23 protein-coding genes are annotated in these 26,405 nt (G+C 68.7%); 17 read left to right on the top strand and 6 right to left on the bottom strand.

Annotated features, from left to right (window positions below):
• Positions 1-115: 115 nt before the first annotated feature.
• The gene (locus tag PKD89_RS01700) at positions 116-3,655 is read left to right on the top strand and encodes a glycoside hydrolase family 2 TIM barrel-domain containing protein (RefSeq protein ID WP_289011181.1); all 3,540 of its coding nucleotides are present in this window, start codon (positions 116-118) and stop codon (positions 3,653-3,655) included.
• Here PKD89_RS01700 and PKD89_RS01695 read toward each other — a convergent pair.
• Genes PKD89_RS01695 through PKD89_RS01685 form a run of 3 tightly spaced genes read right to left on the bottom strand, consistent with a single transcriptional unit; the run spans position 3,635 to position 5,917 of the window.
• Positions 3,635-4,021 carry a PIN domain-containing protein gene (locus PKD89_RS01695; RefSeq protein WP_287378684.1) on the bottom strand — a complete coding sequence of 129 codons (387 nt, stop codon included), beginning with the start codon at positions 4,019-4,021 and terminating at the stop codon, positions 3,635-3,637. The two genes, PKD89_RS01700 and PKD89_RS01695, sit on opposite strands and share 21 nt — an antisense overlap.
• Positions 4,009-4,251, bottom strand: a complete 243-nt coding sequence (locus PKD89_RS01690) for a hypothetical protein (RefSeq protein WP_287391239.1) — start codon at positions 4,249-4,251, stop codon at positions 4,009-4,011. The genes PKD89_RS01695 and PKD89_RS01690 overlap by 13 nt, the downstream gene beginning before the upstream one ends.
• A 40-nt stretch (positions 4,252-4,291) precedes the next feature.
• Positions 4,292-5,917 carry an MFS transporter gene (locus PKD89_RS01685; protein ID WP_289011179.1) on the bottom strand — a complete coding sequence of 542 codons (1,626 nt, stop codon included), beginning with the start codon at positions 5,915-5,917 and terminating at the stop codon, positions 4,292-4,294.
• Positions 5,918-6,030: 113 nt separating this feature from the next.
• On the opposite strand from PKD89_RS01685, the gene PKD89_RS01680 reads away from it, so the two are divergent.
• From PKD89_RS01680 to PKD89_RS01640, 9 genes are all read left to right on the top strand, one after another.
• Positions 6,031-6,642, top strand: coding sequence for a TetR/AcrR family transcriptional regulator (locus PKD89_RS01680; RefSeq protein ID WP_289011178.1), 612 nt, complete (start codon positions 6,031-6,033; stop codon positions 6,640-6,642).
• A 57-nt stretch (positions 6,643-6,699) separates the two neighbouring features.
• A complete protein-coding gene (locus PKD89_RS01675) occupies positions 6,700-6,951 on the top strand; it encodes a hypothetical protein (RefSeq protein ID WP_287378677.1) in 252 nt (83 codons plus the stop codon).
• Positions 6,941-7,300: a type II toxin-antitoxin system PemK/MazF family toxin gene (locus PKD89_RS01670; RefSeq protein ID WP_289011177.1), complete on the top strand. Its 360-nt coding sequence runs from the start codon at positions 6,941-6,943 to the stop codon at positions 7,298-7,300. The genes PKD89_RS01675 and PKD89_RS01670 overlap by 11 nt, the downstream gene beginning before the upstream one ends.
• 73 nt (positions 7,301-7,373) lie before the next feature.
• Positions 7,374-8,282, top strand: coding sequence for an SDR family oxidoreductase (locus tag PKD89_RS01665; RefSeq protein WP_289011176.1), 909 nt, complete (start codon positions 7,374-7,376; stop codon positions 8,280-8,282).
• A complete protein-coding gene (locus tag PKD89_RS01660; RefSeq protein WP_289011175.1) occupies positions 8,279-9,373 on the top strand; it encodes an aldose epimerase family protein in 1,095 nt (364 codons plus the stop codon). Before PKD89_RS01665 ends, PKD89_RS01660 begins: the two co-directional genes overlap by 4 nt.
• A gap of 43 nt (positions 9,374-9,416) precedes the next feature.
• Positions 9,417-9,668 carry an antitoxin gene (locus tag PKD89_RS01655; RefSeq protein WP_289011174.1) on the top strand — a complete coding sequence of 84 codons (252 nt, stop codon included), beginning with the start codon at positions 9,417-9,419 and terminating at the stop codon, positions 9,666-9,668.
• A complete protein-coding gene (locus tag PKD89_RS01650; RefSeq protein ID WP_287391249.1) occupies positions 9,655-9,960 on the top strand; it encodes a type II toxin-antitoxin system PemK/MazF family toxin in 306 nt (101 codons plus the stop codon). The genes PKD89_RS01655 and PKD89_RS01650 overlap by 14 nt, the downstream gene beginning before the upstream one ends.
• An 84-nt stretch (positions 9,961-10,044) precedes the next feature.
• Positions 10,045-11,499 carry an AMP-binding protein gene (locus tag PKD89_RS01645; protein WP_289011173.1) on the top strand — a complete coding sequence of 485 codons (1,455 nt, stop codon included), beginning with the start codon at positions 10,045-10,047 and terminating at the stop codon, positions 11,497-11,499.
• A 9-nt stretch (positions 11,500-11,508) separates the two neighbouring features.
• Positions 11,509-11,760, top strand: coding sequence for a hypothetical protein (locus PKD89_RS01640; RefSeq protein WP_289011172.1), 252 nt, complete (start codon positions 11,509-11,511; stop codon positions 11,758-11,760).
• Here the strand turns inward: PKD89_RS01640 and PKD89_RS01635 are convergent.
• Positions 11,718-13,601 (bottom strand): putative bifunctional diguanylate cyclase/phosphodiesterase, encoded by a 1,884-nt coding sequence (locus PKD89_RS01635; protein WP_289011171.1) that lies wholly within the window; start codon positions 13,599-13,601, stop codon positions 11,718-11,720. The two genes, PKD89_RS01640 and PKD89_RS01635, sit on opposite strands and share 43 nt — an antisense overlap.
• A 455-nt stretch (positions 13,602-14,056) precedes the next feature.
• Between PKD89_RS01635 and PKD89_RS01630 the strand changes: the two genes are divergently transcribed.
• From PKD89_RS01630 to PKD89_RS01620, 3 genes are all read left to right on the top strand, one after another.
• Positions 14,057-14,992 carry a mechanosensitive ion channel family protein gene (locus tag PKD89_RS01630; protein ID WP_287378661.1) on the top strand — a complete coding sequence of 312 codons (936 nt, stop codon included), beginning with the start codon at positions 14,057-14,059 and terminating at the stop codon, positions 14,990-14,992.
• Between the two features lie 144 nt (positions 14,993-15,136).
• Positions 15,137-15,313, top strand: coding sequence for a hypothetical protein (locus PKD89_RS01625; protein WP_287378660.1), 177 nt, complete (start codon positions 15,137-15,139; stop codon positions 15,311-15,313).
• A 70-nt stretch (positions 15,314-15,383) separates the two neighbouring features.
• A complete protein-coding gene (locus PKD89_RS01620) occupies positions 15,384-16,397 on the top strand; it encodes a PH domain-containing protein (protein ID WP_289011169.1) in 1,014 nt (337 codons plus the stop codon).
• A 151-nt stretch (positions 16,398-16,548) separates the two neighbouring features.
• Here the strand turns inward: PKD89_RS01620 and valS are convergent, their stop codons facing one another.
• Positions 16,549-19,206: a valine--tRNA ligase gene (gene valS, locus PKD89_RS01615; protein WP_289011168.1), complete on the bottom strand. Its 2,658-nt coding sequence runs from the start codon at positions 19,204-19,206 to the stop codon at positions 16,549-16,551.
• A gap of 178 nt (positions 19,207-19,384) precedes the next feature.
• Between valS and PKD89_RS01610 the strand changes: the two genes are divergently transcribed.
• Together PKD89_RS01610 and PKD89_RS01605 are read left to right on the top strand one after the other, a co-directional pair.
• A complete protein-coding gene (locus PKD89_RS01610) occupies positions 19,385-20,899 on the top strand; it encodes an aminopeptidase P N-terminal domain-containing protein (protein ID WP_289011167.1) in 1,515 nt (504 codons plus the stop codon).
• Positions 20,900-21,050: 151 nt separating this feature from the next.
• Positions 21,051-22,283 (top strand): acyl-CoA dehydrogenase family protein, encoded by a 1,233-nt coding sequence (locus PKD89_RS01605; RefSeq protein ID WP_349257306.1) that lies wholly within the window; start codon positions 21,051-21,053, stop codon positions 22,281-22,283.
• Between the two features lie 111 nt (positions 22,284-22,394).
• Here the strand turns inward: PKD89_RS01605 and PKD89_RS01600 are convergent, their stop codons facing one another.
• Entirely contained in the window at positions 22,395-22,850 is a 456-nt protein-coding gene (locus PKD89_RS01600) for a hypothetical protein (protein ID WP_287378651.1), read from the bottom strand.
• A gap of 258 nt (positions 22,851-23,108) precedes the next feature.
• On the opposite strand from PKD89_RS01600, the gene PKD89_RS01595 reads away from it, so the two are divergent.
• Positions 23,109-24,578 carry a catalase gene (locus PKD89_RS01595; protein WP_289011166.1) on the top strand — a complete coding sequence of 490 codons (1,470 nt, stop codon included), beginning with the start codon at positions 23,109-23,111 and terminating at the stop codon, positions 24,576-24,578.
• 281 nt (positions 24,579-24,859) lie between these two features.
• A complete protein-coding gene (locus tag PKD89_RS01590) occupies positions 24,860-26,278 on the top strand; it encodes a hypothetical protein (RefSeq protein WP_289011165.1) in 1,419 nt (472 codons plus the stop codon).
• Positions 26,279-26,405: the final 127 nt, after the last annotated feature.

Genomic DNA, 26,405 nt, shown 5'->3' with positions numbered 1-26,405 from the left:
TTTCGGCTCCGGCTCTGCCGCATCGCGTCGGTCCCGGTGGATGCATCTCGCTTCAAGCCTGATCTATCGGGATCCCCATCATCACCGCCTCTTGAGCTGACTGGAGCCTCTGGATATGAGCGCCGCCCCTGCCGAGTCACCCGACCGTCCGCTGTTCGATCCCGGCGACCGGTTCTGGGAGGACCCGTCGCTCACGGAGCGAAACCGTCTGCGGCCCCGCGCACCGCTGGCCTCTCACGACGACGTCGAGGCCGCACGGACCGCGCCGAAGCTGTGGCAGGCCGCTGGGCTGGATACCGCCGAGCCCGGCGCACGGTTCGCCCGCTCGCTCGACGGCGAGTGGGGCTTTGCCCACTTCGGTCGGCCCGAGGACGTGCCAACGTCAGCGTTGACGCGCACCGCCGCCGCTGAGGGCGACGACGGCGCCGAGGTCGCAGCGCCGATCGAGGTGCCCGGGGCCTGGACCCTTCAGGGCTGGGATGCGCCGATCTACACCAACGTGCAGATGCCGTTTTCGGGGGACGCCCCCCGGGTGCCGGCCGACAACCCCACCGGGGTGTACCAGCGCACGATCGAGGTGCCCGCCGACTGGGCTGGGCGAGATGTCGTGCTCAGCCTCGGCGGGGCGGAGAGCCTGGCCGTCGTCTACGTCGACGGTGCCTTCGTCGGGCTGGCCACCGACAGCCGGCTGGGCTCGGAGTTCGACCTCACCCCGTTCGTGACCCCCGGCCAGGCCTACACGCTGGCCATCGTGGTCATCCGCTGGTCGGCGGCCACCTGGATCGAGGACCAGGATCAGTGGTGGCACGGCGGCATCCAGGGATCGGTCGTGTTGTGGTCGCGACCGGCGGTGCATCTGGCCGACGTCGGGCTGGTGCCCGGCCTCGCCCCCGACGGCACCACCGGCACGCTCAACGTTGACATCGCCGTCGGCGGCGACCTCACCGGCGGTCGGGTCGAGGCGGCCACCGGTGAGCTCGGCGCCGGTGACGGGGTCGCCGGTGACGGGGTCGCCGGTGATGGGGTCGCCGGTGATGGGGGCGTTGGCCATCGCGCCGGTCCCGGTGATCCTCAGGCCACCGCATACGCGCCGGCGCCCCGCTGGTGGGTTGGCGTCTCGGCCGAGGACCTGGACGGCAGCACGTTGCTCGACAGCGACCCGGTTGAGATCACCGCATTCGACGACGCCAACGCGCTCGCCCGCATACTCGCCACGGAAACCTGGCTCGGCCAGGTGGTGCGAACCAGGCTTGAGGTGCCCGGCATCGAGGCATGGAGCGACGAGCGTCCCACCCGTTACCGGGTGCTGGTGCGGTTGTGGCGCACCGCGCCCGACGCCGGCCCGCCCCGCGGTGAAAGGCACGGAGCCGACAGCGAGCTGGTCGAGGTGGCGGCGGTGCTCACCGGGTTCCGCTCGGTGGAGATCGGCGATCGGGAGCTGCGCATCAACGGCGCTGTCCCGTTAATCCGAGGCGTCAACCGCCACGAGCACAGCCCCACCCGGGGTCGCTACGTCGACCCCGAGACCACCTGGTTTGAGCTGTGTCTGGCCAAGCGGCTCAACGTCAACGCCGTCCGCACCGCCCACGCCCCGGCCGCTCCGTGGTTCTATGACATGTGCGACGAGCTGGGCCTGTACGTCGTTGACGAGACCAACGTGGAGAGCCACGGGCGCCAGGTGTCGCTGACCACCGGCCCGCTGTTCACCGGCGCCATCATCCAGCGGGGGTTGCGCATGGCGCAGCGCGACCGCAATCACCCGTCCGTGATCGTCTGGTCGCTGGGCAACGAGGCGGGGGAGGGCACCGCCCACCACGCGCTCGCCGGCGCGCTGCGGTTCTTCGACCCCAGCCGTCCGCTCAGCTACGAGGGCCCGATCATGTTCGACCTCGACGCCGAGAACTCGGTGAGCGACCTGGTAGCGCCGATGTACCGCTCGGTCGAGGAGATCACCGCGTGGGCAAAGAGTCGCAAAGAGCAGGGCCGTCCAGATCGGGGCCGGCCGCTGATCCTGTGCGAGTACTCCCATGCGATGGGCAACTCCAACGGCGGGCTCGATGACTATTGGCGGGCCTTCCGCACCCATCACGGGTTGCAGGGCGGGTTCATCTGGGAGTGGCGCGATCACGGGCTGGTCCGCCCCAACGAAGGATCGTCGGAGACGATCGGGCAAGCGGCTGTCACCGGGCAATCGGCGGGCGACGGCGAGACCCGCTGGGGGTACGGCGGCGACTTCGGAGAGCAGCGCCACGACGGCAACTTCGTCTTCGACGGCTTGCTCGGCCCCGACCTGGTGCCCCATCCGGCCTGCGTCGAGCTGGCCCACCTGCACCGATCGCTGCACCTTGAGGACGTCGACGCTCGGAGTGGTCGCATTCGGCTGTACAACGAGCGCAGCTTCGCGGACAGCTCCGACGTGGTCGGTACCTGGGAACTGCTCGCCGACGGCGTCGTCGTCGCCGACGGTGCCTGGGACGTGCCGACGGTGGCCCCGGGCGGGGAGGCCGAGGTAACGGTCTCAGTGCCCACGGACCTGAGCGAATGGTCCGATCAGGAGCTGGCCCTCACCGTCGATATCGCCCTCGCCGCTGCAACGCCGTTTGCCGACGAGGGTCATGTGGTTGCCCGCCACCAGTTCCCAATTCCAAGCGAGACGGCGCTGCGGCGCCGCGACGTTGCCGCACCGCGCCCGGGCGAGTTGGTGAGCGAGCAGTCCGGCGACCGTTGGACGCTCGGTGACGGGGCATGGAACCTGGAGATCGACCGTCACCTTGGCGTGGTCGGGCTGTCACGCAACGGCGACGCGCTGCTGAGGGACCGTCCCGGGCACAGCCTGTGGCGGGCGCCGGTCGACAACGACGGTTTGAAAGCTGCCTGGATGGCCGGGTTCGGCCACCAGGACCGTTGGCGACAGGTGGGCCTCGACTCGGTTGACGGCCCCCAGACCCGACGGCTCGACCGGGTGACCGTTCGACGCCGCGAGGGTGGCGTCGCTGCGGTGTTGAGCGGGGCGCTGGTTCCCCGGCCCACCACTTCCCAGCCCACCAGTGCCCAGCCCGACGCTTCGCTCGTCGAATGCCCGGTCACGGAGCGCTGGTGGCTGCGCGACGACGGCACCATCTCGGTCGACGTCACCTGGCGCCTCCCTGCGGAGCTGGCCGATCCGCCCCGGATCGGCCTGGTGCTGGCGCTCGATCCCGCGTTCGACGAGCTCGAGAGCTACGGCCTCGGCCCGCACGAGTGCCCGCCCGATCGGGTGGAGGGCGCCGTGCTTGGCCGCTACCGGCGCTTGGCCTCGGAGGAGCACAGCCCGTACGTGGTTCCGCAGTGCTTCGGCCAACGCTCCGGCACCCGGTGGCTGTCCGCCGCCGCACCCGAGCGTGGAGCGCTGGTCATCTCGGCGGAGCAGCCGTTTGTGCACACCGCCCACCGCTACTCCGACGGGCAACTCACCCGGGCGCTCCACGCCGATGAACTCAAGCCCGAAGATGCGGTGTTCGTCCACCTGGATGCAGCCCACCGCGGGGTCGGCACGGCGTCGTGCGGCCCCGACGCCGCCGCCCGCCACCTGATCCGGGCGGGTCGACACCAGCTGTCGCTCACCTTGTCCTGGGTGGAGCCCGGCGCCGAACGATCAGATGGATCCGGCCAGTAGCCCTCGGGACGCAGCGGCAGCCCTCAGTCGAGCATCAAACGCCAGCACGGCTGCGTCGTGCCAGATTGCAGTGGCAAGTACCAGGGTGTCGGGCATCTTCAGCCCGGTCTCAACCCGGAGCCGAGCCAGAGAGACGGGGTCGATGGTCATCGGCGACTCGTGTAGTCCGATGGTGGTGAGGGTGTTCCGCACGTCCATCTCGGTGCCCCTGCGCACCGGGTGCACCAGCACCTCGGCCAACGTCACCGGGTGCACCACGAAGCGGTCGACCGCGATCAAACTCGGCATCGCGTCGTCGTGATGCGTGTCCTCAGCGTCCAAGTAGGCGATCAACGCGCTGGCGTCGACGACGATCAATCCGGCCATTCCTCGCGCAGTCCCCCCAGGTAGTCGACGGGATAGCTCTGTGTTCCGGCAAGGCCTCGCACGAGCGCTTCCCGCCCGATCGCCTCGGTGCTGGCTGCGTGGCCGCGCTCAACCAGCATCGCCACCAACGCAGAGGGGCTGAGGTCTGGGTGCAGCCGCGCCTGGGCATCCAGGATGCGTTCCAGGTCACCGGTGGCGGTGATGGTGATGCGCTGCTTGATCGTCGGCACAGGGCAAAGTGTAACACTGAGATGCGCCAAGGTGTCGCACCTACCCCACTGCGGCGGTCTTGGTGACGGCGGGCGTCGCAGCGCTCGCCGTGTCCGGCTCAACCTGTCGGCGCTGACCGCGCACCGCCAGGTTGATGATGGCGATGCCCAGCATGGCGGCGCCGATCCACATCGACTGCACCCACCCCTCGACGAAGGCGTGTTTGGCAGCATCGAGGATGGCAGGAGCGTTCTCGCCCGCCGATGGGGCGACGGCGAACGCCGACCCGATCCCGTCGCTGGCCGCCTCGGCGAGCTGGCGGGGGACGCCCTCCAACGCCGGCTGAATGGCGCTCCGGTAGCCCGAGCTGAGGATCGATCCGAGCAGCGCCACGCCGATGGCGCCGCCCAGCTCGCGGGTGGTGTCGTTCAGCGCAGAGGCCACACCCTGCTTCTCGGACGGGAGCGACTCGGTGATCGCTTCGGTCGACGGGGTCATGGCCAGGCCGTTGCCCAGCCCGAGCAGCAGCAACCCGGGCAGCACCGACATGTAGCCGCCCTCGACCGACGCTCGCAGCGCCACCGTGATTAGGCCCGCTGCGGAGATCGAGGTGCCCACCAACATGGTGTTGCGAGAGCCGATCGCCTTGCTCACCCGAGGGGCGAGCGCAGCGGACGACGGCATCATCACCAGGGCCATCGGCAACAGCGCCACCGCCGAGTGCAGCGCCGACCAGCCGATGACCGCCTGGAAGAACGGGAAGAGCACGAGGAAGATGCCGAACATCACGGCAAACATGATCATGAGGGTGACCGCACCGGTGGAGAGGCCGCGGTTCTTGAAGACCGAGATGTCGAGCAGCGGCTCATCCTGGCGGCGCTCCCAGACGATGAACCCGATCAGCGCTGCGAGGCCGATGCCGAGGCCGGCCAGCGTGATGGGGTCGGTCCAGCCGCGCTCGGGGCCCTCGTGGATGCCCATGATGAGCGACCCGATGGCCAGCATCGACAGCAGCGAGCCGCCCACGTCGAAGCGGTGGTCGGATCCGTCGGCGGAGTTGGGCACGTACCGCTTTGTCATGAAGGCGGAGAAGGCGACGAGCACGATCGGCACGGCGAAGAGCCAGCGCCAGGTGAGCACGTCGACCATGAACGAGGATGCGAAGAGCCCGACCAAGCCGCCGCTGCCGGCGACGCCGGCCCAGATGCCGATCGCCTGCGGACGCTGTTCCTCGGGGAACGTCGAGGTGATGACCGACAGGGTCACGGGCATGATCATGGCGGCGCCGACGCCGGCGAGCACCCGGGCCGCCACCATCATCGCCGTGGTGGTGGCCAGGCCGGCGCCCAGGCTGGCGATGCCGAAGACCACGAGGCCGGCCAGCAGCACCGGCTTGCGACCCCAGCGGTCGCCGATGGCCCCCATCGGCATCAGCAGACCGGCGAGCGCAACGGTGTAGCCGTTGATGATCCAGAGGATGGCGTTCTGCGATGCGCCAAGGTCGATCGCCAGGTTCTGCTGGGCGACGTTGAGCCCCGACACCGATGCGATGACGGCCATCAGCGCGGTACAGACCGCGATCAGCACGTTGCGTTGCAGCACCTTGTTGGTGATCGGTCCGGGCACCGGCCGGCCGTAGGAGGTTGCGCTGGCGCCGCGAGCGGCGCCGGGGGGAGTGACAGGCATGACTTAGAACTTTCGGGGCTGGGTAGTTGAGGGAATTCGACGGATCGCCCGAGAAACGAAACGAGACCGTAGCGTAGCGTTTGTCGTGGTGACCGGCTAGGCTGAGGGGTGAAATGTTTGCGTCATGCGTCACTTCCGCCACGTCCAACGTCGACCCGCGAGTGCGTCGAAGCCGCGCCAAGCTGCTGGCCGCTGCGCTCGACCTGCTCGTCGAGTCGGGCGCACACAGCGTCACCGTCGACGCGGTGGCCGAGCGTTCCGGTGTCGCCAAGTCCACGCTGTATCGCCACTGGGCATCGCGCACCGAACTGCTCGCCGACGTGTTGGAAACCAACGCGCCGACGATCCCGCAGCCCCCGATGGACCAGGGCTTCGCATCAGCCTTTCGTGCCCTCGTGACCCAGCTTGGCCAAATCTCCGCCGATCCCGCCTGGAAGCGGGTCTTTCCGGCGTTGCTGTCGCTGCGGCGGGAGCTGCCCGAGGTCGATTCCGTCGCCACGGCGGACACCAGCCAAAAGCTGGCCGTGCTCGCATCGGTGCTGAACCTTGGTGTCGCCGAGGGCGCCGTGCCCGACGGGGTGAACGTCGAGCTGGTGGCCCTGCAGCTGCTCGGTCCGTTCGCCTTCTCCACGTTGGTGGGAAGCGAGGTGTCCCAGGAGGCGCTCGTCGACGATTTGGTGCAGCGATTCCTGGCCGGCTGGGCCGCGCCGGGCTATGGATCGTGATCGCGCAGGAGTAGCGATCGCCTCCGGGTTCGTCGAGCGCCTCGCTAGGCTACGTAGATGGCGCCTACTCCGACTACGACGTTGCGGCTCCCGGTAGCTCTGCGCGACGAGATCGCTCGACTCGCCGACGAGCGCGAGTCCACGTTGCTCGATGTCGTGGCCGATGCGGTGGCTCGCTTGAAGCGAGACCAATGGTGGGCGCAGGTGCATGAGGAATTGGAAACCATGACGTCCGCCGAACTGGCGGACTATCACGCCGATGCCGAGACGCTCGACGTCACTACCGCCGATGGGCTTCGTGAGCGCTGAACCCACGCACCGGCGCGGCGACGTCTGGCTGGTCGACCTCGGCAACGACCCGTCGGACCCGGAGCAGGCGTTCATGCGTCCGGCGTTGATCGTGAGCGACGACGCGCTGCATCACCCTCGGCTCCGGATGGTCGTCGTCGTTCCGGCGACGTCTCGGCTGCGGAGGCTGTCGCTGCACGCGGTGGTGCAACCAAACGCCGACAATGGACTCGACGAGGCATCGGCATTTCAGGCGGAGCAGGTGCGGGCGGTGTCATCGCGGCGACTCGTCAGGCGTCTCGGCCGCCTCGGCGTCGAGGACCGACATGCCATCTATGACATCCTGCGATCGGTTCTGGCGCTCCACTGAACTGCGTGCCCGAGGGGTCAGCCTGGGATTAGCCTCGGCGGCGTAGCGCGACATAACGACGGGAGGGGAGCCCATGGCAAAGTTGTGTGAGGGACGCGTCTGTCTGGTGACCGGTGCCGGCCGAGGCATCGGGCGCGAACATGCGCTGATGCTGGCCGAGCACGGCGCCAAAGTGGTGGTGAACGACCTCGGCGGCGACCGTCGCGGAGACGGCGGTGAGGACGATGGTCCTGCGCATCAGGTGGTCGCCGAGATCGTCCAGGCGGGCGGCGAGGCGGTGGCCGATGGTGGCAACGTCGCAGACTTTGCCGAGGCCAAGGCGATGGTCGACCTGGCGATCGACACCTACGGACGGCTCGACGTCGTCATCAACAACGCCGGCATCCTGCGGGACCGCATGCTGGTGAACATGACCGAGGCCGAGTGGGATGCGGTGATCGCCGTGCACCTGAAGGGCACGTTTGGCCCGGCCCACCACGCCGCCCAGCACTGGCGCGAGCGCTCCAAGGCCGGCGAGGAGGTGGACGCACGCATCATCAACACCACGTCGCCGTCGGGCATCTACGGCAACGTCGGCCAAACCAACTACGGCGCCGCCAAGGCGGGCATCGCGGCGTTCACGATCATCGCCGCCAAGGAGCTGGCCCGCTACGGAGTGACCGCCAACGCCATCGCGCCGGCGGCGCTCACCCGGATGACCGAGGACCTGGGCATGGGCCAGGCTTCCGAGGAGGACAAGGCGCAGATGTCGCCCCACTGGATTGCGCCGCTGGTCACCTGGCTGGCCAGCGAGGAGAGCCGCGGGGTGACCGGCCGGGTGTTCGACATCACCGGCCGGGCGATGTCGGTGTCCGAGGGCTGGCATCGAGGACCGACCGTTGACCCGACCGACGACCCCACCCGCGTTGGCCCGCTGGTCGAGGAGATCGTCAACGCCGCCCGCCCCAACGCCGACATGAGCGGACGCGACGAGGTGACGTGAGCCCCACCGGTGTCACCCCTGCCGCGCCGGGCGTCGAGCGGTCGACCGTCGAGATGTGCGACGGGACCGCGGCGGAGCTCGTCCGGCTGTCGGCCGGAACGCTCACCGCCTCGGTGTTGTCCTATGGGGCCACGCTGGTCGGCTTCGAGGCGCCCGGTCCCGATGGCGAGCCGGTCAACTGCGTGCTGACGCTGGCCGATTTGGGGCAACTGGCCGACCCGGCGGTCAACCCGCACCTGTGCGGCGTCGTCGGTCCGTACGCCAACCGCATCGCCGGCGCGTCGTTTGAGCTGGACGGGGTGACCTATTCACTTGAGGCCAACGAGGGGCCCAACACCCTCCACGGCGGCTCGACGCCGTGGGACCGACGGCAGTGGGGGATTGCGTCCCTCCACGCCGGCGACGCCGACGCATCGGTGACGCTGACGCTGATCGATCCCGACGGCGAGGGCGGGTTTCCCGGACGGGTCGAGGCGACCGCCACCTACTCGCTCGCCGCCGAGGGGACGCTGACGCTTCAAATCGTCTGCACGACCGACCGGGCGACCGTGCTGGCGCCGACCAACCACACCTACTGGAACCTGTCGGGATCCGGGACGATCGCCGATCACCGGGTGTCGCTCAGCGCCGATCTGGTGCTCGACTTGGGGCCGGGGCAGATCCCCACCGGGACGGCACTGCCGGTTTCGGGTGGACCGTGGGACCTGCGCGACGACGTGCGACTGGGCGACCGCTTGGGCTCGCCCGAGCTGGCGGACCTCGACGGCTACGACAACACGTTTCTCGTCGACGCCGGGGTCGAGGGCGAGTTGCCGCTGGTGGCCCGCCTGGTCGACCGGGGCAGTGGCCGGACGATGGAGATGCGCAGCGACCAGCCGGCGGTGCAGGTGTACACCGCCAACCACCTCGACGGTCTGCCCGGCCAACACGGACCGCTGGTTCGCCACGGTGCGCTCTGCCTGGAGGCCGGGCGGGTGCCCAACGGGCCCAACATGGCGACGATCGCGGGCCCCGACGGCCCAATCCCCGTCGTCGTCACCCTCCGCCCGGGCCACACCTACCGCTGGATGACCAGCTGGCAACTTGGCTGACCTGCCCCTGGTCGATCGCTGTCATACGGGTTATCCTCGGTGTATGACGATGCTGAGCTTCCGGGTCGACGAGCGTGATGCGGCCGATGCCCAGCTACGTGCGACCGAGCTCGGGATCGATCGGTCCGAGCTGCTTCGGGAGGCCTTACGCCGCCATCTCGACCGGCTTGCATCCGAAGGTGACGCCGCTCGCTGGGCAGCTCAACCGCTTGATGACGGCGAGCGGGCTCTGATGGAGGTCGCCGACTGGGGTCCGGCCGAAGACTGGTCGGACTGGGCCGATGCAGCGCGGTGAGGTGTGGTTTGCCGCTACCCCCGGCGGCGACCGACCGGTGCTTGTCCTCACGCGTGATCCCGTTGCCGACCGCATCGGATCGGTCGTGGTTGCTGCACTGACCCGCACCCGCCGAGGCCTCGTGTCCGAACTTGAGCTGACGTCGGCCGACGGAGTGCCGACGGACAGCGTCGTCAACTTCGACAACATCCATACGATCCCGCGAGATCTCATGAGGCGGCGCGTGGCCGAGCTGTCGCCACCTCGGATGGCCGAGGCGTGCCGCGTGCTTCAAGCGGCCGCCGGCTGTTAAGGCCGAGGGGCTGGCTTCTGGCGTCTCCCAACCGACGATGGCGCGTTGGCAGCGGCGGCGCAGCGGCACGGGTAGGTTCCGGCCATGGCCCTCAACGAGAACTTCGCCACCGTCTGGGAGGCGATCGCCGACACGCTGGGCGATGCGCCCGCACTGTCCCACGGACCGCTGACCCGCACCTGGGCCGAGCTGGACGACCGGGCCGCCCGCTTTGCCGGGGCGATGGCTGACGCCGGCGTCGGCGCTGGCAGCGATGATGGCGGGGCCAAGGTGGGAATGGCGCTGTACAACGGGCCCGCCTACACCGAGGCGACCTTCGGAGCGTTCAAGGCCCGGGCCGTGCCGTTCAACGTCAACTACCGCTACCGGGAATCCGAGCTGGCCTACCTGCTGAGCAACGCCGACTGCGAGGTGGTCGTCGCCCATCCCGAGCTGGTCGACCTCATCGAGGCGATTCGCGCAGATGTCCCCAGCCTGCGGCTGCTGGTGGCGGTGGGCGATGAGATCGACGGGTCCCCGGCGGGGAAGCTGCCCGATGGCTGGGTGCACTACGAGGAACTGTTGGCGGCGAGCGACCCCGCCTCGCGCATCGAGCGGTCCGGCGACGACTTGTGGTTCCTCTACACCGGCGGAACCACCGGCATGCCCAAGGGTGTGATGTGGCCCCACAGCTCGCTGCTCGGCGTGTTTGGGCCCACCTGGAAGGGCCTCAAGGTGGCGCTGCCCGACACGCCTGCGGAGGCGGCCCGGGTGGCGGCCGAGCTGCGCGAGCGAGGGACCGAACAGCGGCTGATCCCGGCGGCGCCGATGATGCACGGCACCTCGTCGCAGCTGACGATGGGCGCGCTGAGCACGGGCGGACACGTCGTCACCCTGACCTCGCGCAGCTTCGATCCGGCCGAGCTGTGGGCGACGGTTGAGGATCGGTCCGCTACCCACCTGTGCATCGTCGGCGACGCGTTCTGTCGTCCGATGGTCGTCGAGCTGGAGACGGCCGAGGCGACCGGCCGCCCCTACGACCTGACCTCGTTGAAGGTGATCACGTCGTCCGGCGCCATGTGGTCGGGACCCCAGAAGGAGGCGCTGCTCGCCCGCGTGCCGGCGATGTTGATCGATTTGCTCGGATCGTCCGAAGGCAACGGCTTCGGCGCCTCGGTGGCCAGGCGCGGACGCAGCGCCGGAACCGCACGGTTCCAACTGGGCGACGACGCTGCGGTGTTCACCGAGGACGGACGGCGGGTCGAGCCCGGCTCGGGCGAGCGTGGCCGGCTGGCCACCGGGGGGCACCTGCCGCTGGGCTACTACAAGGATGCGGCGGCGACCGACGCCACCTATCCCACCTACGAGGGGCGCCGCTGGGCGGTGCCGGGCGACTTCGCAACCGTCGAGCTCGACGGCACGATCAACCTGTTGGGGCGGGGCTCGGTATCGATCAACACCGCCGGCGAGAAAGTGTTTCCCGAGGAGGTGGAGGAAGCGACCAAGTCGCTCGCCTGGGTGGTTGACGCAACGGTGGTCGGAGTCCCCGACGAGACCTAGGGGAGCGCGGTGACAGCGGTGGTGTCGCTCGGTGACGGCGCGCCGGGCGACCTCACCCCAGACGAAGCGCTCGGGTCAGACGCCGTTGGCGTACCCGCCGATGCGGCGCTGCTCGAGCTGGTGCGCACCCATGTCAAGGAGCAGCTCGCCGCCTACAAGGCGCCCCAACACGTGGTTGTCGTGCCTGCGGTCAAGCGCGGTCCCAACGGCAAGGCCGACTACCTCTGGGCCGGGGAGGTCGCCACCAGCGCGCTGGGTTGACCAAGTCTCGCTTCGATGGGCCCGGCGCCGCGGAGCAAGGCCGGCGCGGTGGCATCGAGGTGTGTCACCAGAGGCACCAGGTCGTCGAAGGGCACCGGCTCGGAAATGTAGAAACCCTGTGCCAGGTCGCACCCCATCTGGCGCAGTGTCGTCAACGTGGTCAGGTCGGTGGCTCCCTCGGCGGTGACGGTGAGCCCCAGCTGGTGGGCCATCTCGATCGTTGAGCGCACGATGGCGGCGTCGTCGCTGTTTGAGGTCATCGCAGTGACAAACCCGCGATCGATCTTGAGATGGGAGACCGGCAGATGCTTCAGGTAGGACAGCGAAGCGTTCCCAACGCCGAAGTCGTCGACCGCGACCGAGATGCCGAGCGCTCTCAGACGGGCGAGCACCTCGACCGCCCGTGGGTTGTCGTCGATCAGTTCGGTCTCGGTGATCTCAAGCTGGAGGCGCTCGGCATGAAAATCCTCTCGGTGGGAGAGCAGTTCGAAGAAGTCGACCAGGTCGGGGTCCTGAAGGTTTCGCACCGAGACGTTGACTGCGACGCCGAGGTCCAACCCGGCCTGGTGCATCGCTTCGGCGTCCCGCAACGCCTCGGCGACGATCCACCGGGTGAGCGAATGGATCATGTGGGAGCCCTCGACGGTCTCGATGAAGTCGATCGGCAGCATCAGACCGTGATCCCGGTGCTGCCAGCGCACCAGCGCCTCCACCTGAACGACCCGTTCGGTGCCGAGGCCGAGCGCCGGTTGGTAATAGAGCGCGAGTTCCCCGGCGTCCATCGCTCGGCCAAGTTCGCCCAACAAGGTGACCTGACGCAGCGAGCCTTGATGGCGTTCGGCGCGATACAGCTCGACCGGTTGGCCCGACCGCTTGGCCCGGTACAGGGCCTCGTCGGCGGCGTTCAGCAGATCCTCGTCACCCTTGCCGTGCTCCGGAAACAGAGCGATGCCGAGGTTGCCACTGCACTGCACCGGGATGCCGTCCACCTCGAAGGGACGCTCGAGCACCCCGATGGCGCGCCGGGCGAGACCGAGCGCCTCCTCCTCGTCGCCGACCGGGAGACTTACCAGCGCAAACTCATCGCCTCCCCAGCGTCCGATCATGCCGCACTGGCCGGCAAGTTCGGCCCGGAGCCTTACTGCGATCGCCGCCAACAGACGGTCCCCGCCCTGGTGGCCGAGCGCGTCGTTGACCTGTCTGAACTGGGTGAGGTCCATCAGCAGCAGTGCGAAGCCGTGGCCGGGCGGGACACCTGCTGCCGCCGTTTCGCGCAGGTATTCCTTCAGCCGAGCCCGGTTGGGAAGGCCGGTGAGAGCGTCGTGGTCGTTCTGGTGGCGCAGCCGTTCGGCGAGGGACCACGCGACCTTGCGCGACTGCTCGAGCATCGTGTCGACGCGTTGATCGATCGCCCGAAGTCGGGCGGTGAACAGATGGACCCCCGCCACCTTGGTGGCGTCGGCGATCAACATGATCGGAAGCAGCAGCCTGAGGTCTTCGGGACGGTTGGAGAACGCCCCGATCAGAGCGGTACCACCAAGTTGGATGACGGCGGCGGACGCCTGCACCCGGTTCGGACCGAGACAACACAGGTAGCCGGCGGTCAGCGCAACGGCGATTGGCACGAGCGCAGCCGGGTTGGTGAGCCCCAGCCCGACGAGCGCCACCAGGCTGAGCATGGAGCCCAGGTGCGACCGGCGGCGCATCAGGAGGGTGGCGCCTATCTGGGCAGCCTCCAACCCGACGACGGTGAGGGCTGCCGCCACACGCAAGGCCAGCTCGAATGAGTTCGACGGAGGGTCGATGACGATCGCCGCCACAGCGGCGACGGCAACGGCCACACGGCGGGGGATTTGGTAGGCCAGACCCGCCCGACCCGTTTCGGGCGGGGTGCGTTGAGCGGGATAACCCTCCGGCCGCACTGCCTCGCGCGGGGTCGGGTTTTGCGACGGCCGGTGTAGAGGACGATCGATCGGTCGGAGCTCGGTTTTGGCCACGTCCCCCCCTCCTCACTTCACACCGGCGCCGGTCTCCGCATCGTCCCTCTCGGGAGCGGTGCGATGCGTCACGCCGGTGGCGAGCATCTGCAGCCATCGTACCGATCAACTGCGCGGAGTGGTCATTCTTGTAGGCCTTTCAACCTAAATCTCACGTTGAGTGATGGCGGGTGCGCTGAGAGCGGAATTGTCCGGTCATGGTCGGTCGTCCCACGAGAGTGCCGCGCTCGATACGCTCCGCCAACGGATGGCCGGCCTGACGGTCGTCCGGCACGACCACGCCGGTGGGAGGAGACCACATGCAGACCTGCGGCCCCGATCCGGGATGGTGGTGCGAGCGCACGCTCGATCTCACCGGGTCCGCCGCAGCCGCCGAAGCGGTCGACTGGCTGGTGCATACCCCGGCGAAGGTGGTGATGATCGTCATCCTGGCCTGGCTGGTCAATCGGTTCGCCGCACGTCTGGTGGCGCGGGTGGCGGCGCGAACCCGAGCGGCGGCCGTGCGAGGCGCACGGCCCACCAGTTCAGACGCCGCGGCCGCAGGATCGCCGCGGGCGGATGCCCGAGCTCGGACGGTCTCCGACGTGCTCGGCTCCATCACGTCGGCTGCGGTGTTCACGATCGCCGGCCTGATGATCCTGGGCGAGCTCAACATCAACCTCGGCCCACTGCTCGCCGGCGCGGGGGTGGCGGGGGTGGCCCTCGGTTTTGGCGCTCAGTCGTTGGTGCGAGACCTGCTCGCTGGTCTGTTCGTTCTGATCGAGGACCAATACGGCGTGGGCGATGTGGTCGACGTCGGCCCGGCGACCGGCACCATCGAGCGGGTGACCCTTCGATCCACCCGGCTCCGAGACGTGGCCGGCACGGTCTGGCACGTTCCCAACGGCGAGATCGTCCGGGCCGGTAACCAGTCGCAACGCTTCAGCCGCGCACTGATCGACGTGACGGTTGCCAACGACGCCGACCTGGCGGTGGCCGAGCGGATCGTCGCCTCGGTTGGAACGGCGTTGGCCGACGACGAGGAGTGGAGCGACCGTCTGCTCGGCGTGCCGTCGATGCTCGGGGTTCAAGCGCTCGACAGCCACGGGACCACCCTCCGGCTGGTGGTCGACACCGAGCCCGCATCGCAGTGGGCGGTGGAGCGCGAGCTGCGCCGGCGGTTGCGCGATGGTCTGCATGAGGCGGGCATCTCGGTGCCCCAGCAGGCGCCGCCCCCGGTAAACCCGTCGGAGTGAGCAGGCAGCAGGACCGGCGGGACCTCCTTGTGGGGTGCGGGTGTTGGAGTGTCCGCGGTGCGGAGCAAGCGTTCCCCTACCATGGTCCACGGGCGGAGACCGGGGCCGCTTCGCGCGGTCTGACAGCTGAACGAGGTAGCCACCATGAACGCTAAAACTGCGATCCCCCTAGGCATCATCGTCGGTGTGGTCCTGCTTTTGGTCTGGAATTCTCCGTCGGGGTCGGCGGAGTGGCTGGGCGACGTTCTCGGTGCAATCGGCCGCTTTCTTGAGCGGTTGGCCAACACGATCGCCACCTTCCTCGACGGGCTGACGGACTGAAACCCCATCCGAAACGAACCGGGGGCCCAAGGTAGTGATTAATCGGCTGGTTGCCTTTCTCCAGGGCTTGGTGGGCACGGACACGATCGACGAGATCATCTTCGATCGGCTGTTGCCCCACGAGAAGATCGTGATGATCGACGGGCCGGCCCAGATCGCCTTCTTCTTCGAACAGAAGTGGTCGATCATGTTGCTGATCGGGTCGTTGGCCCTGGCGTTCTTCAGTACCGGCCTGATCGTGACCGCTGTTGCGCTTCTAGCGGCCGTCACGGCGATCGGCCTCTTCGTCGTAGGAGCGGTCCAGCTGCACTACACCCGATACGTGGTAACGACCAATCGCGTCCTCTATATCAAGGGGGTGCTGAACCGCACCCACCAATGGATCCCCTGGGCCAAGGTCACCGACATGTCGATGGAGCAGTCGATCTGGGACCGAATCAAGAACGTGGGCAGCGTGCGCATCGAGTCGGCAAACGAGGACTCGCAGTTCAGAAAGATGACCAACCTGACCAACCCGGAGACGATGATGCGGGTGCTCGTCTACATGGTCAGCCAACGCCAGGGATCGGTGCCGCTGCCCGAGGACATCCACGCCATCCTGGGCGTGCCGGGACCGGATGGCATCACCCACTTGCCGCAGGAGGACGACGAAGGTGGTCATGGCGAGCAGGATGACGACGTCGTTGGATGGGGTGCCGACGGCGATGATGATGATGACGACGACGACAACGGCGGTGGCGGTGCTGGTGGCAACGGTGGAGGCGATGGCGGCGGCGGTGGTGCTGGTGGAGGAGACGACACGGTGCTGCTCACCAGACCACGGCGTAGCCCGCCGGTCACAGCGGAGGGCCCTCTGGCCCCAGGCACGGTGACCGTGCCCCGCCCCGCACGTGGGGAGGAATCGCGCCCGTCCCGGGCCAACCCGGTGCAGGACGTCGGGGGCCCGCGACGACGGCGGCCCGAACCGCCGGCGACAGGACGAGGGGAAGGGCCGCCGCCCGGCGATTCGATCGGCCCGTCGGACGACGACGACTGGCCCGACGATCCGCCGCGGGACCCCGGCAGCGTGGCGCTCGACGACTGATCGGGCGGAGTGGGCGCCGCCGACCGGGCCGAGTGTGCACGGCCAGGTCCCGTCGGGTGCACCGGTGAGGCTGAGGTGATGCCTTGGCTCCTGCTCGACGCCGAGCTGATCCCGGCCAATGCGGTCGGCCGAGGATGTATCTTTGAGGCCGTTAGGCGTCGTCGACGACCAGTTCGACGCTGACCGTCAGGTCGGCGCCAGCATCCGTTGGCGTCATCTCGAACTCCTGCACCACTCCGGCGTCGACCAGGTCGCCTCGTACGGTCTCGAGCCGATTGAGCAACTCTGGCGGGGCGCTAACCTCGAGGCGGCGCACCGCGGTGCGCATGCCGGTGCGGGCCTCGGTCTTGGTGCGGCGCACCTCGTGGAGGACCTGTGCAGCGAGCGCGGGTAGCTCGCCGTCCGCCCCGTCGCCGGCGCCGCCGAGTTCGGCAGTGGTTGGCCAACCGGTGCGGTGGATCGACCCGTCCATCCACCAGCTCCACACCTCCTCGGTGGCGAAGGGCAGGTGGGGTGCGAACAACCGAAGCAGGGTTGAGAGCGCCAGCTCCAGGGAGGCTCGCGCCGACGCCGAGCCGTCGTCGTCGCGGTAGGCGCGGGTCTTCACCAACTCCAGGTGGACGTCGACGAAGTCCCAGAAAAAGGCCTCGGTGCGCTCGAGCGCTCGGGCGTAGTCGAACTCCTCAAACGCTGCGGTCACCGTCTCGACCAACGCTGCGACCTCGGCCAGCATCGCCCGGTCGATCGGGTGGGTGACAGCATCGGCTCCGAGTGGTGTCGCTCTCGCGCCGGTCGCCGCCTGATCAGCGGCATCGTCGCCGCCGTCCGCCGATTGGTCGTTGCGCTGGGAGAAGCCGAGCACGAAGCGGCTGGCGTTCAGCACCTTCAGGGCCAGGCGGCGCCCCACCTTCATCTGCGTCTCGTCGAAGGCGGTGTCGGTGCCGGGCCGGCCGTTGGCGGCCCAGTAGCGCACGGCGTCGGAGCCGTGCTGCTGGAGCAACTCGGTAGGGACGACCACGTTGCCCTTCGACTTGGACATCTTTTTGCGGTCGGGGTCGAGGATCCACCCGGACAGCGCTGCGTGGCGCCACGGCGCCGTGCCCTCGGCCAGGTGGCTGCGCACCATGGTCGAGAACAGCCAGGTGCGGATGATGTCGTGGGCCTGGGGCCGCAGGTCCATCGGAAACACCTTGGCCCACAGCTCGTGGTCGTGGTCCCAGCCACCGGCGATCTGAGGGGTGAGCGACGAGGTGGCCCACGTGTCCATGATGTCGGGGTCGCCGACGAACCCGTTCGGCTGGCCCCGCTGCGCTTCGTCGTAGCCGTTCGGGGCGTCGCTTTGGGGGTCGACCGGAAGCGTGACGGCGTCGGGCGCGATCGGCGCGTCGTAGTTCACCTCGCCGTCGGCGTCGACCGGGTACCAGACCGGGATCGGCACGCCGAAGTAGCGCTGGCGGGAGATCAGCCAGTCGCCGTTGAGCCCCTCGATCCAGTTGGTGTAGCGGGTCTGCATGTAGGGCGGATGCCAGGTCACCTCGTCGCCGCGTGCGATCAGCTGCTCAGCCAGGGCGGCGTCGCGACCGCCGTTGCGGATGTACCACTGACGGCTCTGCACGATCTCGAGCGGTGCCTCGCCCTTCTCGTAGAACTTCACCGGGTGCTCGATCACCTTCGGCTCGCCCAGCAGCTCGCCGGAGGCTTCCAACAGCTCGACCGTGGTGCGCTGGGCGGCCTTCACCCCGAGACCGGCCAGGGCCTCATACGTGTTCCGTCCGGTGTCGGACTCGATCCATGCCGGGGTGTCGGCGGCAAAGCGCCCGTCGCGACCGATGACCGCCCGCGCCGGCAGGTCCAGCTCGCGCCACCAGATCACATCGGTCAGGTCGCCGAACGTGCAGATCATGGCTGCGCCGGTGCCCTTCTCCGGGTCGGCCAGGCGGTGGGCGACCACCGGCACTTCAACGCCGAACAACGGGCTGGTCACCGTCGAGCCGAACAGCGGCTTGTACCGCTCATCGTCGGGGTGGGCGACCAGGGCAACGCAGCTGACGACCAGCTCGGGGCGGGTGGTCGACACGACCAGATCGCCCTCCCCGTCCGAGCGGTGAAAGGCCAGGTCGTGGTAGGCGCCGGGGCGGGGGCGATCCTCCAGCTCGGCCTGTGAGACCGCCATGCGGAACGTGATGTCCCACATCGACGGGGCATCGGCCTGGTAGGCCTCGCCGCGGGCCAGGTTGTCGAGGAAGGCCCGCTGACTCACACGGCGACTGCGCTCGTCGATCGTCGTGTACGTCTGGGTCCAGTCGACCGACAGGCCCAGGCGGCGCCAGAGCGCTTCGAAGACCTGTTCGTCCTCTCCGGTCAGTTGGACGCACAGTTCGATGAAGTTGCGTCGGCTGACCGCCAGGAAGTCCCGTCGGTTCTTCGGCGCTTTCTCCGGCGGGACGAAGGCGGCGTCGTAGTGGACGGTGGGATCGCAGCGCACGCCGTAGTAGTTCTCCACCCGGCGCTCGGTGGGCACGCCGTTGTCGTCCCAACCCATCGGGTAGAACACCTCGCGTCCGGTCATCCGCTGGTACCGGGCGATGCAGTCGGTGTGGGTGTAGCTGAAGACGTGGCCGACGTGCAGCGACCCCGACACGGTCGGGGGAGGTGTGTCGATGGAGAAGACGGCGTTGGCAGGGGCGTTGGCATCGAAGCGATAGGTGCCGTCGGCCTCCCAGCGTTCACCCCACTTGTCCTCGAGACCCTCGAGGGCGGCCTTGGCGGGAACGGTCGGCGTCGATCGGCGTCGGGGGGCGTCGGTCATAGGCCCGCCAAGGTACCAGCGCCTGCCGGCCGGACCCTGAGGCCAACCCCCGGCGGCGTTGCTCCCCCGGTTCGAGCCGTCGTCCGTCGAGAGGTGTGGAGGTGTGCCGGTGAGATTCACCGGCACACCTCCACACCTCTGCTCCACACCTCTCCGCGGCCCGCGGCAAACTGGCGCGATGAGCACCCCGTCCTCCGTCCGCTCGCCCCTCGACGTCGTCAGCTCCGGATCAGGCCCCGGCCCGGATGTGTTCTCCCGACGGCGCGATCGAGTGGCCAAGCGCGTCGGCGCCGACGGCCTGCTGGTGGTGCCGGCTGGCGTGGAGGCGCCCCGCAACCACGACGTCGACCACGAGTTTCGCCAGGCCAGCCAATTCTGGTGGTTGACCGGCTTCGGCGAGCCCGATGCGGTGGCGGTGCTTACCCCGGGGCATGCCGATGGCGACTACCACCTGTTCGTGCGACCTCGCGATCCCGAGCGTGAGACCTGGGACGGCTACCGGGCCGGGGTCGATGGCGCCAAAGACACCTTCGGTGCAGATCGTGCGTACCCGATCGCCGAACTCGGCAACCGGCTACCAGCACTCGCGGTTGGCCGGGACCGCGTGTGGTACCGGCTGGGCGAGCGCCTCGACGAGACGGTCACCGCCTTGCTCGTCGGGGGGCGAAACCGGCGCGACCGGCTGGGTGATCGGGTGCCCGATGGGGTGATCGATCCCGGCGTCATGCTCGACGAGCTCCGCCTCCACAAGGACGACGCCGACCTCGATTCGCTACGGCGCGCCGGAGCCCTGGCAGCCGAGGGGCACCGCGAGGCGATGCGCCTGGCCAGGCCCGGGGCAACCGAGCGACAGCTTCAGGGGGCGATGGAGTGGGTGTGGCGCGCGGCCGGGTCGCCCCGCAACGGCTACCCCTCGATCGTTGCCGGCGGGACCAACGCCTGCGTGCTGCACTACACCGAGAACGCCGACGTGGTCGCCGACGGCGACCTGGTGCTGATCGACGCCGGCTGCGAGGTGGACCAGCTCTCGGCCGACATCACCCGCACCTTCCCGGTCAACGGCCGCTTCAGTGGACCGCAGCGGGCGATGTACGAGGTGGTGCTCCTCGCCCAGCACGCCGCGCTGGCGGCCGTGCGACCGGGGGCGACCATTCGCTCTCCTCACGAGGCGGCCCGGGCGGTGATCGCCGAGGGGCTCGTCGATCTCGGGCTGATCCCCTCCGGCATCGACGATGTCGTGGGCATGGGCCTCGACGCCGAGTTCTTCATGCACGGCACCAGCCACTGGCTGGGCCTCGACGTGCACGACGTCGGCTCCTACCGCAACGACGACGACCACCGGCCGTTGGCCGAGACGATGGCGCTGACGATCGAGCCCGGCATCTACGTGGCGCCCACCAAGGGCGAGGTGACGTTCAAGCTGCTGGCGCACGACCGCGACGCCTGGGCGCGCCGCCGGGTCGAGCTGGGCGTCGAGCGGGCCAAGGCCGCCGAGGAGGCCGAGTTGGCCGAGGCACCCGAGACGGTCCATCGGCTTCCCGAGGAGTTTCTCGGCATCGGCATTCGCATCGAGGACGACGTCGTCGTGACCTCGAATGGATGCGAGGTGCTGACCGATGAGGTGCCGACCGATCCCGACGAGATCGAGGCGCTGTGCGCCGAATCGCCCCGCTGGGTGATCCTCCCGGGGTAGCGGTGCGGAGCGGCCGGACCGCCCCGACCGACACGCCGTCGCGATTTGCCCCTCGCGGTTTGGCCCTCCGGTTACCGATGGGTAACTTAGGGCTTCTACTGTCGACGTCGCTGCGACCGCGTTCGCTGCGCACTCCCGGAGGTAAACCCTGATGGGTGAATTCTCAATGGCTCTCAACGACGACCAGGTGCAGCTGAGGGATTGGATCCACACCTTCGCCAAGGACGTCGTGCGTCCGGCCGCCGAGGAGTGGGACGAGCGCGAGGAGTTTCCGTGGCCGATCGTCGAGGAGGCCGCCCAGATCGGGCTGTACTCCTTCGACTTCATGGCCCAGGCGATGATGGGCGATCCCTCCGGGCTGACGATGCCGATCGCGCTCGAGGAGCTGTTCTGGGGCGACGCCGGCATCGGCCTGTCGATCTTCGGTTCGGGCCTGGCCGCCGCAGGCATCGCCGGGATCGGCACCGCCGACCAGGTGATGGAGTGGGTGCCCCAGTGCTACGGCACCCCGGAGAAGGTCGCCCTGGGCGCCTTCTGCGTGTCCGAGCCGGATGCCGGCTCCGACGTGTCGTCGCTGCGCACCAGCGCCAAGTACGACGAGGCCAACGACGAGTGGGTGCTCAACGGCACCAAGGCCTGGATCACCAACGGTGGCATCGCCGACATCCACGTCGTGGTAGCCACCGTCGATCCCGAGCTGCGCAGCCGGGGTCAGGCCAGCTTCATCATCCCGCCCAACACCCCGGGCCTCAGCCAGGGCCAGAAATACAAGAAGCACGGCATCAAGGCCAGCCACACCGCCGAGGTCGTCCTCGACGACGTTCGCATCCCCGGCTCCTGCCTGCTGGGCACCAAGGAGCAGCTGGACGAGAAGCTGGCCCGCGCTCGCGAGGCCAAGACCAACCCGCAGCCCAAGTCGTCGGGCAAGCAGCCGGCCATGGCCACGTTCGAGGCCACCCGTCCGGCCGTCGGCGCCCAGGCGGTCGGCGTGGCACGCGCCGCGTATGAGTACGCGCTGCAGTACGCGCAGGAGCGCAAGGCGTTCGGCAAAGCGATCATCGAGAACCAGTCGATCGCCTTCATGCTCGCCGACATGATCACCGAGATCGACGCTTCCCGACTGCTGGTGTGGCGCGCCGCTTGGCTGTCGCGCAACGGCGAGTACATCAACGCCGAGGGCAGCCAGTCGAAGCTGAAGGCCGGACGCACAGCCGTGTGGGTTACCGAGCGGGCGATGCAGATCCTGGGCGGCTACGGCTACACCCGTGAGTATCCGGTGGAGCGCATGCACCGCGACTCGAAGATCTACGACATCTTCGAGGGCACCGAGCAGATCCAGCAGCTGGTGATCGCTCGGGCGATCTCCGGCCTCCGGATTGAATAAGCCCATCATCGAGTAATTCCCGACGGTGTGTTGGCCGTTCGTACTCTGCCAACCTCGCCTTGAGAAGTCTCACTTCCCGGTCCCGCACAGCGGTGGCCGGGAAGTGCGTTTTTAGTTGGGAACGTCGGTCGGGCGTTGCTCGTGGAAGCGGCCGCCGTGTGTGCGGCGATCCTCCTTCATCTCGGATTCGAGCACGTGGTGTCGTCCGCCCATCAGTTCGCCGCGCAGGTCGTCGGCGAAGGCCCGCACCACCGACCAGTAGATGGCGTCGTACTCCTCGACCATCTGGAACGACCAGCGGCCCTCCAGCGCATTGCGGCCGACCAACTCGGCCTCGATGCGCTGTGCCTGGTCCTGATGACCGGCCTCGCGCAACTCGTCGGCCGCTTCGCCGATGAGGGCGTCGGCGTGGCCCATCATCTGGTGGAAGTCATAGAGGTGGCCCCTCGCCCGCTCCACCCACTCGAGGGCCTCGCTGAACTTGCCGACGGCTGAGACCGTCTCGTCGCTGACCCCAGAGGGCCGACGGTCCCGTTCGAGCCAGGGGCGGTCGGTGGGTTCGCTCATCTGCGGTGCCTTTCGTCGGTGATCCTCGATGCGCTTGCACCCTACGAAGACGCGGAAAGGCCCGGTTCGAGATCGAACCGGGCCCTTTCAATGTCCCCCCGGACAAACGTGACGTTGCGTAAGTGTGACAGATGGCGTGAGAAAGTGCCTAACCGGGCCTGCGAGACCGCACCGAGGACGCTTCGGCGTGTGACGGCCACCACGTCGGGCGGCGCGGCGGTACCCTGATCGCCCGACCTCCATCAAAGCAGGGGACTGATGAGCACGAGCGATCAAGCGAACGACCAGGTGAAGCCCACCACGACAGATGCGGGCATTCCGGTGACCAGCGACGAGCACTCGCTCACCGTTGGGCCGGACGGGCCGATCCTGTTGCAGGACCACTACCTGATCGAGCAGATGGCGGCGTTCAACCGCGAGCGGATCCCCGAGCGCCAGCCCCACGCCAAGGGCTCGGGCGCCTTCGGCAACTTCGAGGTGACCAACGACGTCAGCGCCTACACCAAGGCGGCCCTGTTCCAGCCGGGAACGACGACCGACACGCTGATGCGGTTCTCGACGGTGGCGGGGGAGCGGGGCAGCCCCGACACCTGGCGTGACCCCCGGGGCTTCTCGATCAAGTTCTACACATCCGAGGGCAACTACGACATGGTGGGCAACAACACCCCCGTGTTCTTCCTCCGTGACCCGCTGAAGTTTCAGCACTTCATCCGGTCGCAGAAGCGCCGTGCCGACTCCGGCCTGCGAGACAACGACATGCAGTGGGACTTCTGGACGCTCTCGCCCGAGTCGGCCCACCAGGTGGCGTGGCTGATGGGCGATCGAGGCATCCCCAAGACCTGGCGCCACATGGACGGTTTCTCCTCGCACACCTACATGTGGGTCAATGCCGCCGGCGAGCGGTTCTGGGTGAAGTACCACTTCAAGACCGACCAGGGCATTGAGTTCCTCACCCAGGCCGACGCCGATCAGATGGCGGGACAGGATGCCGACTACCACCGCCGCGACCTGTTCAACTCGATCCGCGACGGCGAGCACCCCTCGTGGGCGCTCAAGGTGCAGCTGATGCCCTTCGACGAGGCCGAGGACTACCGCTTCAACCCGTTCGACCTCACCAAGGTGTGGCCACACAGCGACTATCCCCTGCACGAGGTGGGCAAGCTGACGCTCAACCGCAACGCCACCGACTTCCACACCGAGATCGAGCAGGCGGCGTTCCAGCCCAACAACCTGGTGCCCGGCATCGGGCTCAGCCCGGACAAGATGCTGCTCGGGCGCGTGTTCGCCTATGCCGATGCCCACCGGGCCCGCATCGGCGGCAACTACATGCAGATCCCCGTCAACCGGCCTCAGGCCGAGGTGAACAGCTACAGCAAGGACGGGGCGATGCGAATGGAGAACGTCTCCGATCCCGTCTATGCGCCCAACTCCAAGGGCGGCCCGGCCGCCGACGCCACCCGCAGCCCGTACGCCGAGAAGTGGGCGGCGAGCGGCGAGTTTGTCCACGCCGCTTATACCCTCCATGCCGAGGACGACGACTGGGGTCAGGCCGGCACGCTCGTGCGCGACGTCCTGGACGATGCCGCCCGCGACCGGCTGGTCGACAACGTGGTCGGCCACCTGAGCGACGGGGTGACCGAACCGGTGTTGCAACGGGCCTTCGACTACTGGCGCAACATCGACGCCACCATCGGCGACCGAATCGCCGCGGGGGTCAGCGGAGGCTGATCGCACCCCGGCCAGTTCTCGATTTCTGGCGGTTGTTTGGGCTCCCGGGTTCGGGGGTCGCTGGCAACTGGGGAGTCCGGAGCGCGCTCTGGCGGTTGTTTGGGCTCCCGGGTTCGGGGGTCGCTGGCAACTGGGGAGTCCGGAGCGCGCTCTGACGGTTGTTTGGGCTCCCGGGTTCGGGGGCGTGAGGGTGGCCGGTAGGTGGGGTGCCCAGTGCACATCGTCCGGGCCGGGTAGCGAGGCCCGGTGCCATGTGGCGATGGCGGGTTCAAAGTGAGGGGGTGCCGACGAACGACGTGTTGGGCGCCGACCCCGAAGAGCTGCAACGACTGGCGGTGGTTGCCCGCGCCGGCGGCACCTCGCTCGAGGGGGCGGAGACTCGGTTGCGTCAGCGCCTGGCGGCGGTCTCCTGGCGGGGCAGCGACGCCCGGCACCTTCATGCATCCTTCGCCGACGGGGTGCGTCGCAACCTGGCGAGCGCCGTCGGCGGGCTCCGATCACTGGCCGACCGGCTGGAGGGTCAGGCCCTTGAGCAGCGCCAGGCCTCCGGTGATGCTCCGGCCGGCCCCGGGGAACGGCCTGGTGAGGTCCGCACTACCTCGGTGAATACCGCTCCGGCTGATGCTGCCCCTGTCGGCACCCCCAGCCCTGGGGTACCCCCGCTGACGCTCCTGACCGAGACCCACACCATCGGGGTCGAGGCCGGCGCCACGCCGGTCGACGCCCGCGCCGAGGCCACCCTGACGCTCAGCGTGTCGGAGGACGGTTCGGCTGACGTCAGCGTGCGCACCGATCAGAGAACTGGCGCTTTGCTCGGCGAGGCGAGTGCCGGAGCAGGTGTGGGGCTCACCGGTTCGAACGAGCTGGTGTTCTCCTTCGGTGACGAGGCGACGGCCAGAAGCTTCGTGTCGGAGATGTCCGATGCTCTCGTGCCCGACCTCGCCGCCCTCGGCGATGTCGAGGCGCCGCCCCCGTGGGCCGTCGCCGCCGGGTTGGGGCTGCCGGCCGTCATGCTGGGAGGTGGGCGGGCGATCGTCGATGACGTCATCAGCGACACCGCTGGCGTGCTGATCGCTCACGCTCCAACCAAGGTTGACGGTTCGGTCGGGGGCTCAGCCGACACCTGGGTTGCCGGTGCGGTCGACCGTCTTGGCATCGACGCCGAGGTGGCCCGCGGAGCGAGCTATTACCCGGGGACCGACACCTGGGTGACGACGGCCAGCGTCAGCGCTGGCGCCACCGCCCAGGTCATCGGCGACCTCGGGGTCGACCTGAACGGGGAAAGCTTGATTTCGACCACGATCGGGCCCGCCGGCGTCAGCGGCGGTACGTGGTCGCTGGAGACCACCGGCGGGGGAGCGGCAGCCCTGCTCGGGGCGCTCAACATCGGCACCGGTCCGACCTTCGACCTGCGCAGCGATGCCAAAGTGCGCTTCGAGGCCACGCTGTCGGCCGACGATGCGAACACACAGGCGGCACTCAACGAGTTCAACCGGCCCCACCCCGTCCCGCACCGGGTGGCCGCCACCCTCCAACGGATGGTGCGTGAAGGCGAGCTGACGATGACCGTCGAGCGAAGCGACGCGTCGGACCAGAGTCGCAGCTACGGAGCGGTCCGCGTGATCTCGGACCATGGGGTGACCCGGACCGAATCGGCCCACCGCCGTAGCCCGGGGGGCGACTGGCGTCAGGTGCGCTGACCTCATCCAACCGCCGGCGGCCACGGGCCGGTACCCGGAAGACGCCGAAAGTCCGTCGGTGCGAGGCCCGACCGCGACGGGCGGTTGGGTACCATGGCGGGGCGGGTCACCGGAATCGCCCGACGAC

The sequence above is a fragment of the Candidatus Neomicrothrix sp. genome (assembly GCF_035329545.1).
In the GTDB taxonomy this organism is placed as follows: domain Bacteria; phylum Actinomycetota; class Acidimicrobiia; order Acidimicrobiales; family Microtrichaceae; genus Microthrix; species Microthrix subdominans.
Note: the sequence above shows the minus strand (reverse complement) of the source record. Positions and strands in the feature narration are given on the sequence as shown.